The organism is Anaerobutyricum soehngenii (genome assembly GCF_009697165.1).
Lineage (GTDB): Bacteria > Bacillota > Clostridia > Lachnospirales > Lachnospiraceae > Anaerobutyricum > Anaerobutyricum soehngenii.
This window is the reverse complement of sequence record NZ_VULP01000014.1, coordinates 65,018-74,069: the sequence shown is the minus strand read 5'-3', so window position 1 is coordinate 74,069 and position 9,052 is coordinate 65,018. Positions and strand designations below refer to the sequence as shown.

Annotated in this window: 18 protein-coding genes and 1 pseudogene; 8 read left to right on the top strand and 11 right to left on the bottom strand. The window is 36.1% G+C overall.

The annotated features are described in order from the left end of the window. Positions 1–110 precede the first annotated feature (110 nt). The 3 genes from FYJ25_RS08220 to FYJ25_RS08210 form a co-directional block, all read right to left on the bottom strand. A complete protein-coding gene (locus tag FYJ25_RS08220; protein WP_154581023.1) occupies positions 111–383 on the bottom strand; it encodes a hypothetical protein in 273 nt (90 codons plus the stop codon). Beyond that, positions 376–660, bottom strand: coding sequence for a hypothetical protein (locus tag FYJ25_RS08215; protein WP_154581022.1), 285 nt, complete (start codon positions 658–660; stop codon positions 376–378). The genes FYJ25_RS08220 and FYJ25_RS08215 overlap by 8 nt, the downstream gene beginning before the upstream one ends. 168 nt (positions 661–828) lie before the next feature. Then, a complete protein-coding gene (locus FYJ25_RS08210) occupies positions 829–1,011 on the bottom strand; it encodes a hypothetical protein (protein WP_154581021.1) in 183 nt (60 codons plus the stop codon). 91 nt (positions 1,012–1,102) lie between these two features. On the opposite strand from FYJ25_RS08210, the gene FYJ25_RS08205 reads away from it, so the two are divergent. Beyond that, entirely contained in the window at positions 1,103–1,714 is a 612-nt protein-coding gene (locus FYJ25_RS08205) for a hypothetical protein (RefSeq protein ID WP_154581020.1), read from the top strand. Here FYJ25_RS08205 and FYJ25_RS08200 read toward each other — a convergent pair. Genes FYJ25_RS08200 through FYJ25_RS08190 form a run of 3 tightly spaced genes read right to left on the bottom strand, consistent with a single transcriptional unit; the run spans position 1,692 to position 2,274 of the window. Then, positions 1,692–1,895, bottom strand: a complete 204-nt coding sequence (locus FYJ25_RS08200) for a hypothetical protein (protein ID WP_154581019.1) — start codon at positions 1,893–1,895, stop codon at positions 1,692–1,694. The genes FYJ25_RS08205 and FYJ25_RS08200 overlap by 23 nt on opposite strands. Continuing rightward, on the bottom strand, positions 1,896–2,120 hold the full coding sequence (locus tag FYJ25_RS08195; RefSeq protein WP_154581018.1) for a hypothetical protein: 225 nt from the start codon (positions 2,118–2,120) through the stop codon (positions 1,896–1,898). Positions 2,121–2,130: 10 nt separating this feature from the next. Further along, entirely contained in the window at positions 2,131–2,274 is a 144-nt protein-coding gene (locus tag FYJ25_RS08190) for a hypothetical protein (protein ID WP_154581017.1), read from the bottom strand. A 163-nt stretch (positions 2,275–2,437) separates the two neighbouring features. Here FYJ25_RS08190 and FYJ25_RS08185 point away from each other — a divergent pair, with 163 nt between their 5' ends. Beyond that, positions 2,438–2,818, top strand: coding sequence for a helix-turn-helix domain-containing protein (locus FYJ25_RS08185; RefSeq protein ID WP_154581016.1), 381 nt, complete (start codon positions 2,438–2,440; stop codon positions 2,816–2,818). 16 nt (positions 2,819–2,834) lie between these two features. Here FYJ25_RS08185 and FYJ25_RS14760 read toward each other — a convergent pair whose 3' ends face one another. Together FYJ25_RS14760 and FYJ25_RS08180 are read right to left on the bottom strand one after the other, a co-directional pair. Continuing rightward, positions 2,835–2,960, bottom strand: coding sequence for a hypothetical protein (locus FYJ25_RS14760; RefSeq protein ID WP_279237050.1), 126 nt, complete (start codon positions 2,958–2,960; stop codon positions 2,835–2,837). A gap of 138 nt (positions 2,961–3,098) precedes the next feature. Further along, positions 3,099–3,296, bottom strand: coding sequence for a helix-turn-helix domain-containing protein (locus FYJ25_RS08180; protein WP_154581015.1), 198 nt, complete (start codon positions 3,294–3,296; stop codon positions 3,099–3,101). 156 nt (positions 3,297–3,452) lie between these two features. On the opposite strand from FYJ25_RS08180, the gene FYJ25_RS08175 reads away from it, so the two are divergent. The 6 genes and pseudogenes from FYJ25_RS08175 (at position 3,453) to FYJ25_RS08150 (ending at position 7,444) form a co-directional block, all read left to right on the top strand. Beyond that, a complete protein-coding gene (locus tag FYJ25_RS08175) occupies positions 3,453–4,079 on the top strand; it encodes a hypothetical protein (protein WP_154581014.1) in 627 nt (208 codons plus the stop codon). A gap of 230 nt (positions 4,080–4,309) precedes the next feature. Further along, positions 4,310–4,498, top strand: a complete 189-nt coding sequence (locus FYJ25_RS08170) for a type II toxin-antitoxin system HicA family toxin (RefSeq protein WP_154581013.1) — start codon at positions 4,310–4,312, stop codon at positions 4,496–4,498. Between the two features lie 35 nt (positions 4,499–4,533). Next, positions 4,534–4,953 (top strand): type II toxin-antitoxin system HicB family antitoxin, encoded by a 420-nt coding sequence (locus tag FYJ25_RS08165; RefSeq protein ID WP_154581012.1) that lies wholly within the window; start codon positions 4,534–4,536, stop codon positions 4,951–4,953. Positions 4,954–5,125: 172 nt separating this feature from the next. Continuing rightward, the gene (locus FYJ25_RS08160) at positions 5,126–6,508 is read left to right on the top strand and encodes a recombinase family protein (protein WP_154581011.1); all 1,383 of its coding nucleotides are present in this window, start codon (positions 5,126–5,128) and stop codon (positions 6,506–6,508) included. A 216-nt stretch (positions 6,509–6,724) separates the two neighbouring features. Next, a pseudogene (locus tag FYJ25_RS08155) lies at positions 6,725–6,988 on the top strand (GTP pyrophosphokinase); the annotation flags it as partial. Positions 6,989–7,147: 159 nt separating this feature from the next. Beyond that, positions 7,148–7,444, top strand: coding sequence for a type II toxin-antitoxin system HicB family antitoxin (locus tag FYJ25_RS08150; protein ID WP_154581010.1), 297 nt, complete (start codon positions 7,148–7,150; stop codon positions 7,442–7,444). Here FYJ25_RS08150 and FYJ25_RS08145 read toward each other — a convergent pair. The 3 genes from FYJ25_RS08145 to FYJ25_RS08135 are packed head-to-tail and all read right to left on the bottom strand — an operon-like array spanning position 7,429 to position 9,048. Beyond that, a complete protein-coding gene (locus FYJ25_RS08145; RefSeq protein WP_154581009.1) occupies positions 7,429–7,857 on the bottom strand; it encodes a hypothetical protein in 429 nt (142 codons plus the stop codon). The genes FYJ25_RS08150 and FYJ25_RS08145 overlap by 16 nt on opposite strands. Before the next feature lie 13 nt (positions 7,858–7,870). Continuing rightward, the gene (locus FYJ25_RS08140) at positions 7,871–8,362 is read right to left on the bottom strand and encodes a hypothetical protein (protein WP_154581008.1); all 492 of its coding nucleotides are present in this window, start codon (positions 8,360–8,362) and stop codon (positions 7,871–7,873) included. After that, positions 8,362–9,048, bottom strand: coding sequence for a HEAT repeat domain-containing protein (locus FYJ25_RS08135; RefSeq protein WP_154581007.1), 687 nt, complete (start codon positions 9,046–9,048; stop codon positions 8,362–8,364). Before FYJ25_RS08135 ends, FYJ25_RS08140 begins: the two co-directional genes overlap by 1 nt. Between the last annotated feature and the right edge of the window lie 4 nt (positions 9,049–9,052).

Sequence of the window (9,052 nt, the reverse complement as noted above, 5' to 3'; positions counted from 1 at the left end):
TGTTTTGGTGTGCCGTCAAGGGTGGCGTACGCTGCCGAAAGCTAACATATCTGCAATTTTCAAGGTTCCGATGGAGCCTTTTTTTCAGCTCCATTTTTTCATAGGCTACTTTACACTACCTTCTCCTGTAAGAACTTAAGTACCTTATTCCATTCCTCGCTTTCCTCCAGTTCCTCCCACGCATCATTAGAAAGTGAAAAGCCTACTTTTACCTTTACTGTCTTGCCGTTGCATTTCTTCTTAACTAATCTCACATCATAATTATTGGGGAATGTTTCATGGCAGCCTAAGTTATCTGCAATAGCATGAACTTCTTTTCTTGTCTCTTCTAACTCCTTATTCATATTCATAAGTTGATGTAATACTTTTCCTGATTTAAACATTGATTTCTTCCTCCTCTTTGATTAATTCTTCAAGATATTCCATGCATCTATCATATTTCTTCCTGTCTTTATCAAAACGTAAAGACAAGTGGAACGTTTTCCCCCATGGCCGCTTCTTGTTTTGTATCTCCTCTTTTCTTGCAGCGAATACACTCATTCCATAGTTACTAAAGCTAAAGGCGACCGCATTTCCTTTGTGTTGTGCTTCGATCACCTTTTCGATCAAAGCTAAAACTTCCTCCGCCTCTATTTGTTTTCTTTTTATTATCGTTCTCACTCCTTTTTTCTAAAACGTTTTCAAGACACAGATAAAGAAGCATAAAGGTTTGTGAATACTCAAAGTCTCCAATTATTTTTCCTGTTGCTTTGAATACGCTACACAAGATAAGTGAAACTAATATCAGTAATATGTCTTTTTTCTGCAATTTTCTCTCCTTTTCAATCGTCAGTCCTCTAGTTCAAAGTTTTCTTGAAGTTTGTGTAAAATAATAGCTACTGTTTTCTCATTGCTTTTTAGAGTCATTTCGCACATTTTTTCTACATATCTATCTATTTTTTTAAAATAATAGGTAGCTATTATTTTCGTTGTAATTGCGGCTGTTAAAATACTTATTAATATTGTCTGCATCTTTCTTCCCTCCTTCCTGCGCTAATGTATGATTGTTTTTTTCTTCTCATTGTGTTAAAATTTTTTTACATTATGATAAGAGAGGGGCACTATGAACAATAAAATTCTTTTACCATCCTATAGCAATGAAATTACATCCCAAGTTCAAGAAGCTATGGCTGAAACTAAGGAGCTTTCATCTCAATTAAAGAAATCTATGGCTGAAAGCAAAGCAATTTTTCATACAACACAGCCTATAATTGCTAAGTCTGATTTTCCTTCCATTCTGGAATTTCGCAAGGTTCAGGGATTAGTCCAAACAATCAATGATTTCAATGTGGACGAGTCTGCATTTCCTTCGGGTGTAATAGCCGATATAAATAGTGCAAATATACATATAAGTACCGTTGATGTTCCAGAAAATCTTGCAAACAATATAACTGCGGTTTTGAAAGAAAATGACATTTTTATAGAGGACGCTCCATCTCAAAAATCAAAAACTATAAGCATTTCGGCTTTTAGGAAATATCTCGAAATAATTGTTGCTCTAATTACTATCGCAGGCTTCATCTACACAGCCAGACATGATTATATTTCTGATAAAGCCAACGCCCAATATCAACATCAAATGTTAGAAAACTCCCATAAGCAAACCAAGTTTCTTGAACGTATTGATGGTAGGTTTTCAAAGATTGAACGCTCTATCTCCAAAGAAAAATATTAATCTTACCAAGTAATATCGGTATAAGTACAAACCATAACATCAGTTTTTGCAGAAGAATCTCTCTATAAATTTTGTGGAGAGGTTCTTCTCCCTTTATTTTTGTAAGCTTGTACAATATCTCTATCGCGTTTCCAATCACTATTACAATCGTTACGTAAAAGCTAATATCCTTAAATCCCATCTATCCTTTCTCCTTCTGCTCATCAGGACAAAATGTCATTGAATCAAGTTCTAAAAATTTGCATAGCAGCAAAAATTCATCCACCTTCAAATCTCTTTCTCGTTTTTCATTTAAGAAACTATTGTATAAAGACATGTATGTAATCCCTGTTTTTCTTGAAATCTCTGATAGATTAAATCCTTTTTGTTTTATGTATTCTCCTATTTTTTTTGTTGCTGAATCCATCTCCCCCTCCCTATGCTGGCTTACGTTCCCACTTGGCACGTTCTTCTCGTTTGCCTGTAAGATAGCCATTGATAAAGATTTTGTCTTTCTCATCCAGTTCTTTGTACATTTCTGCTGTGGTTAAAATTTTGTCTTTCTTTTCTTTTTTCGTCATTCTTGTTTCTCCTTTCTTGCATCTTATTTGTTGGCTATGTCTACATTATAGTAGACTAAGTCTGCCTTGTCAATAACTTTTTGTTGGCATTGTCTACTTTTTTATTGCTTTTTTTTATTTTTCATGATAGGCTACTATTAACAGAAAGGGGGTGAGCAAACCAATGACACAAGGAGAACGAGTTAAAAACTTGCGAAAAAATTTAGGATTAACTCTCGAAAAGTTTGGTGCAAGATTAGGTGTAACTAAAACCGCTATTTCAAAAATAGAAAAAGGGGAACGTAATCTTACCGAACTAATGACAAAATCTATTTGCCGAGAATTCAATGTAGACTATGGATGGTTGACTACCGGATCTGGAGAAATGTTTGTAGATTCTGATGAGGATTTTCTTGCAAGAGTTGATGCTATTTTAGTCGATGAAAATGAGGACCGTAGAAATATGATTAAAACTTTGCTGTATGCTTCCGATGAAGATATTGAAGCCGTTAGCCGCCTGGTGAAGTATTTTTACGATTTGCGAAATGATAAAAAAGAGGAATAAAAAAAGCTGACAGCATTTAACTGTCAGCCTCACGGGTGTAAAGCAGGGTTGCAAGTCTGTACATTCGTTTCAGATTCTTGCTACTCTTCATTTTCTCTACGAGTTCAATAATGAGTTTTTTGTAATCGACGACTTCTTTCATATGTATGCCCCCTTCATCCCTGTGATGTCTGTATTATAGCATACATTTCCACAATCATGGAATTATCACGGACGATTTCCACAATTATGGAAATGTTGTGCAGACGAAACAAATACGCCCCCTTTTGTGGTATGCTATTTATTTATAGTCTGACTCATACAGGTCTGATATGTGGCAGTCAAGAGCGATTGCAATCGTCTCTAACTGGAACAATGTAGGGGACGTTTTCCCGTTTTCGATGTTGTTTAGCGTACTCTTTCCGATTCCGGTTTTTTTCGCCAACTGCATCAATGTACAATTTTTCTTTGTACGCATTTCCCATAGTAAAACTTTCATCTTACATTCCTCCTTTCCGGAGAGAATTGTAAAATTTGGTTTTCTACTGCGAAAAGCAAAATAATACACTTGAATAAAAATATTTTTTATAGAAAGATTTTTTTAGATATGATAAAATATTTATATTATTTTTTATTCAAAGGAGGATTATAAAAAATGAACGAAAAGAAGGGGAAAAAGAAAGGTTGTTTAATCACTCTATTAATCTTTGTTGTATTGCTCGGAAGTTGTGTGGCAATATTCGGAGACAGTGACGAAAGTTCCAGTACAGGCTCTTCCGCTACAACCGCAGAAACTACCACAGAGGCTGCAGCTACGGAGGCAACTACAGAAGCCGCTACCACAGAGGCAACTACGGAAGCTACCACAGAGGCCGCTACCACAGAGGCAACTACAAAAGCAAAGAAGAAAACCACAAAGGCGAAAAAGAAAGAAAAGAAAAAATCTTACAAGAAAGAGAATTGGAATCCAGAAATCACTTATGATCAGCTCGCCCGCACTCCTGACGATTACATGGGTAAGGACATTACATTTGCAGGTAAGGTTTTACAGGTAATGGAAGACTCCAGCAGTAAACAGACACAGTTGCGAATTGCTACTAGCGATGATTACGATAAAGTTATGTTAGTCGGATATGATTCCTCTATTCTTAAATCTCGCGTTCTAGAGGATGATGAGATTCGTTTCTACGGAACATCTATCGGCCTGGTTACATATCAATCTACTATGGGTGGAAATATCACTATTCCGGCCGCTATCGTTGAACATATTGATATTCAGTAATTTTCAATAAAAAGAAAACCGCCCGGCTAATGCCGGACGGAATTCATCAGATTATTTGCAAACTTCCAAATTTGAAAGAAGCAACATAATCAAAAGTCGCATTTCGATTATAACACACTTCTTTCCTTTTGGGAATTGTGAAGGGTGTTATTTTTATGTTCTTTTTTCTTATGCGTATTGACTTTATGCGTATTATATGTTATTATAATATTGCAAGGAGGTAAAGGCTTATGCCAAAGAAACCAAGAGAAATGGAGAAAACCATCCTTGCTGATGGCTGGGTGTTCCTGTCGCAGGCTGGTTCCCATCGGCACTACATACATCCATCAAAACCCGGTAAGGTTACAATCCCTTTTCATTGTAAGGACTTACCGAAGGGAACCGAAAACTCCATTTTAAAACAGGCGGGGCTTAAATAGCCCCACCTGCTCACCAATCATAAGGAGGTATTATTATGTTATCTGCTTATCCAGCTTGTTTTATCAAGGAGGATACCGCATACTCCGTTATCTTTCCTGATCTAAATACCGCTACCTGCGGCGATAACCTGGAAGATGCTCTTTCTATGGCGGTTGATTGCCTGGCCGGATATTTATATTCTGCTAATTTGGAAGGAGTAAGTGTTCCTCCAGCATCCAGTCTTCAAGATATTGATATACAAAAAGTTATGGATGAACTGGAAGTGACTTCGGATGAAGCTTTTGTAAATATCGTTACTGTAGATGTTGAAGAATACGCAAAAGCACACTTTACAAAGTCCGTCCGTAAGAATCTTACTATTCCTTCCTGGCTTAATGATGCTGCTATGAAGCAGAATATTAATTTTTCGCAGGTTCTCCAGGAAGCACTTATGCAAAAAATGGGATTGAACTAATAAACTGAAAAACCGCCCGGCTGGCACCGGACGGAATTCCATTAGACTATTTGCTCATTCCGAAATGAAAAGAACGATATAATCCAAAGTCGCATTTAGATTATATCACACTTCTTTTCTTTTTGAAACTATGAGGGGTGTATTTTTTATACCCATTTAGGGAGAAAAAGAAATGAAAAGAAAACTAAATAATGATAAAACTATCTTAAGGGTCGCAATTTATGTCCGTGTGTCCACTGAACAGCAGGCAGAAGACGGGGATTCTATCCGCGATCAGCTCAATTCATGTGAGACCTATATTAAAGCACATGAAAATATGATCCTGGCTGGTGAATACATTGACGGAGGTATCTCCGGCCAGAAAACAAAACGAGAGGACTTCCAGAAACTCCTTTCGGATGTTCGTGCTAATCTCATTGATCTAATTATCTTTACCAGGCTTGACCGCTGGTTCCGAAGTCTCCGGCACTATCTAAACACACAGGAAGTCCTTGATAAGCACAATGTTTCCTGGACTGCAATCCGGCAGCCTTTCTTTGATACCAGTACCGCACAAGGGCGAACGTTCGTCAATACTTCTATGGCTTTTGCAGAACTGGAAGCGCAAAACGCTTCTGAGCGAATCAAGGGTGTATTTAAAGACAAAGTATCCCATAGTGAAGCTATTTCCGGTAGAACTCCTATTGGTTATTCTATCGTTGATAAGCATCTTGTTCCGGACAAAGATGCTCCTGTCGTTGTTTCGATTTTCAAACACTATCAGGCACATGGGAGTATGGGCGAAACCTTGCGATATATGCAGGATGCTTTTGGTATTGTTCGTAGCCGTAGCAGCTTAAAGCGTATGCTACAGAACAAAAAGTACATCGGAATTTTTCGTGATAATGAAAATTATTGTGAGCCAATCATTGAGAAAGATCTTTTTTATGATGTGCAGCGTCTTCTTAAATTAAACATTAAGACCTGCAAAAACAGACATGATTATATCTTTAGCGGCCTGATCCGCTGTGTTGATTGCGGCTATGTAATGAGTGCTGCATCAAATCATAATCATTATGTTCGTAAATCTGGTGAAGAAGTAGATCATTTTTATTCTGTCTACCGCTGTCACGCTAACCGCCTGCATCGCTGTGTAAATAATAAAGTCTTTTTTGAAAGCAGCATAGAAAAAGAACTACTAAAAAGAGTCCGGCCAGAATTAGAGCAATATATTTGTGATTACAAATTGGAGACTGCTCCAGTCGTCCAGAATAAAGCCAGAATCCATAAACTACAAACTAAATTGTCAAAGCTAAAGGAACTTTATTTGAACGAACTAATCACACTTGAAGAGTTCCGAACAGATAAGGCAGATTTTGAGCATCAGATTGAAGAGCTTCAAAAAGAAGAACAAAAACCAGTAAAAGACCTTTCTTCTCTTGAGGAATTTTTAAAATTAGATTTTGAAAATATCTACTCTTCTTTTACCGCTCCTGAAAAGCGGCGTGTCTGGCGGTCTATCATCAAAGAAATTCAAGTAGATCATCATAAAAATATTAACATTATTTTTCTATAAATATACGAAAAGCCGGGGATTTCCCGGCTTTTCATAACTTTATTTTTTATAGTACTAACTTACACTATCCATTAGGAATGTGACCGCAGGCACTATGATGAGATATATAAAATATTTGAAAATAATCATAAAATAATATTGAACAGAAATGCTTTTAAAAACTCATTTGTAGTGAAGATGATGCCATAATATTTTTATAGCACTAACTGATACTATCCTAATGGATATCGTAGTTACCACATCATTCTCGGCATTCCTGTTTATTGTCTTGATGGTATGGAATATTTCCCTGTAGAAATTCAGTTCCGAACAATGTCAATGGATTTCTGGGCGAGCATGGAACATCGTATCAACTATAAAAAAGAACGGCAGGATAGAGAAAAACTCGTAAAAGAATTAAAAGAACATGCCCGCAAGCTGGAAAAAATAGAAAAAAGTTTTGAGAAATATAGTGAGAATGTACAGAATTCTCTCTCTTAAAATTCTAATCAGAATATTTTATTGATTTTATATATTTCTATGTTATGATTTAATTGTTTAATCTTTTAGTTTTTCCCAGTTATATTTTCTACAAAGTATATCAGAGCAGTCTGGAGTTACTTTCTCGTAACTCCCTGCATTATGACGGAGGTGTTAATTATGTTATCTGCTTATCCAGCTTGTTTTATTAAAGAGGATACTGGTTACTCTGTTATTTTTCCTGATTTAAATACCGCTACCTGTGGCGATGATCTCGAAGATGCTTTTTCTATGGCAGTTGATTGTCTGGCCGGATATTTATATTCTTCTAATCTGGAAGGTGAAAATGTTCCACCGGCATCTGGTCTTCAAGATATTGATATACAAAAGATTATGGATGAACTGGAAGTAACTTCAAATGAAGCTTTTGTAAATATTGTTACTGTAGATGTCGCAGAATATTATTCCCAAAGGTGAACGCATATTCCTACTTCTTGTTCATTAAGCTTCGGTAGCTGCTTAGCAAAATTATAAAGCAAACCCATTTCTGTTTTTATCGGAAATTTGCAATTATAATTACATTTCGCATTTTCTTCAATTGATTGTAACTGACATGATGCGTTTAACACAATATGTCCTGATATATCTTTTATAAATGATTCTATGATAATTTTAGGACAACTATCCGAATCTTCTTCTCCTATCTCCCAGTAAAATCCTGTATCGTTTTTCACATAATCTAATATTTTTTGTGAAAGAGCATTAATTTCTTCATCAACAATATATGTATTTATCTTACAATGAATTTGCTTCGTACTCATTATAATCTGTACTTCATAGAAGTCTTCATCATACCATAGTTTCTCTATTGAAATATTGTCGTTCATCATCTACTTCTTCCCCCTATGGATGTTCTCTCGTTTCCGCATATTCATCTAGTATATATCGTGCATAATTTGTTGCCTGCCTCTCTTGTCCAATCGGTGTCAGTTTTAATGCATTAATCCACTGAAAATAATGAGTAAGTTCATGTGCTATCGTAGATAGTATCGCTGTTAACGCACTATCTTTTCCCCATTTATGGCACAAGTCCATGTACTCTCCTGCTGCTACACGAATATGTGGTTCAATATTATAGTCATCATACATACTCCAAAATGTCCCATACACCTTATCTCCATCCATCGCGATAAGCTTCTTGACATTTTTTATATAAACCACTACCCGGATTGGAAAAAAATATTCTCTTCGCAAAAAGACGGCAAATTCTTTGCATGCTCTGCGAACTTCGCTGTCAATATCTTTATCAAATCGTAACCGGAGCCCTGTCCGATGCCCTTCTCTGGTCAAATCAATATTTTTCTCCCAGTCATCTATGGTCCATATATGCCACATTATAGCCACCTCATTATTTCTTCTGCCTGATCTTTCACTGCATTTGCTTTTTCCCTTTTTAAAAGTTCTGTAAGTGTAGTTTTTATTTTTCTTTTCCATTCTTCTGTGCAGTTTTCGTCTTCCAAAATCAATTGAATGATAGACAAAACACTACACCGTATATGATAATCTGTATTCTTGATATAATTAAGGATTTCATCCAAAACAGCTCTCTCTCCGAAAGAATATTTCCCATACAGACAATTCAAGATACAATTATCATCTCGTTCCTTTTCTAATATAGCATTCAAATATCCAATAACTTCTGTCTCGTTTGTACACAAGTGCTGTTGTACATAAATCCACGAATCAATTGCATAACTTCTTGCCAACCCATCTTTTTCCGATAAAACAGCTTTTTCAAGACTTTTTACCACGCTTTTTTCACAATAGCAACCTATAGCATCATAAGCTTCTGTTCTTACCAGCTCATTTTCTTCATGACATAATTGCAATAAAATCTCGATGGCTTCCTTCTGTTTTGCTGTATTTACAAAACGTGAAAGTACACTGGCAGTAAAAGTTTTGACTGTATCATCTTTATCAAAGGCGAACTTTTTTAAATCTTCAAAACACTCCTCTTTAAATTCTTCCGCTGGTAACTCTTCATATTTTTGTATTAATGTCAGCTTTTCTTCGTCAGTCATGAAT

Coding starts and splice junctions, on each gene's coding strand:
- FYJ25_RS08220 (WP_154581023.1), bottom strand. CDS start 383: ATGTTTAAATCAGGAAAAGTATTACATCAACTTATGAATATGAATAAG.
- FYJ25_RS08210 (WP_154581021.1), bottom strand. CDS start 1,011: ATGCAGACAATATTAATAAGTATTTTAACAGCCGCAATTACAACGAAA.
- FYJ25_RS08205 (WP_154581020.1), top strand. CDS start 1,103: ATGAACAATAAAATTCTTTTACCATCCTATAGCAATGAAATTACATCC.
- FYJ25_RS08200 (WP_154581019.1), bottom strand. CDS start 1,895: ATGGGATTTAAGGATATTAGCTTTTACGTAACGATTGTAATAGTGATT.
- FYJ25_RS08195 (WP_154581018.1), bottom strand. CDS start 2,120: ATGGATTCAGCAACAAAAAAAATAGGAGAATACATAAAACAAAAAGGA.
- FYJ25_RS08190 (WP_154581017.1), bottom strand. CDS start 2,274: ATGACGAAAAAAGAAAAGAAAGACAAAATTTTAACCACAGCAGAAATG.
- FYJ25_RS08185 (WP_154581016.1), top strand. CDS start 2,438: ATGACACAAGGAGAACGAGTTAAAAACTTGCGAAAAAATTTAGGATTA.
- FYJ25_RS14760 (WP_279237050.1), bottom strand. CDS start 2,960: ATGAAAGAAGTCGTCGATTACAAAAAACTCATTATTGAACTCGTAGAG.
- FYJ25_RS08180 (WP_154581015.1), bottom strand. CDS start 3,296: ATGAAAGTTTTACTATGGGAAATGCGTACAAAGAAAAATTGTACATTG.
- FYJ25_RS08175 (WP_154581014.1), top strand. CDS start 3,453: ATGAACGAAAAGAAGGGGAAAAAGAAAGGTTGTTTAATCACTCTATTA.
- FYJ25_RS08170 (WP_154581013.1), top strand. CDS start 4,310: ATGCCAAAGAAACCAAGAGAAATGGAGAAAACCATCCTTGCTGATGGC.
- FYJ25_RS08165 (WP_154581012.1), top strand. CDS start 4,534: ATGTTATCTGCTTATCCAGCTTGTTTTATCAAGGAGGATACCGCATAC.
- FYJ25_RS08160 (WP_154581011.1), top strand. CDS start 5,126: ATGAAAAGAAAACTAAATAATGATAAAACTATCTTAAGGGTCGCAATT.
- FYJ25_RS08150 (WP_154581010.1), top strand. CDS start 7,148: ATGTTATCTGCTTATCCAGCTTGTTTTATTAAAGAGGATACTGGTTAC.
- FYJ25_RS08145 (WP_154581009.1), bottom strand. CDS start 7,857: ATGATGAACGACAATATTTCAATAGAGAAACTATGGTATGATGAAGAC.
- FYJ25_RS08140 (WP_154581008.1), bottom strand. CDS start 8,362: ATGTGGCATATATGGACCATAGATGACTGGGAGAAAAATATTGATTTG.
- FYJ25_RS08135 (WP_154581007.1), bottom strand. CDS start 9,048: ATGACTGACGAAGAAAAGCTGACATTAATACAAAAATATGAAGAGTTA.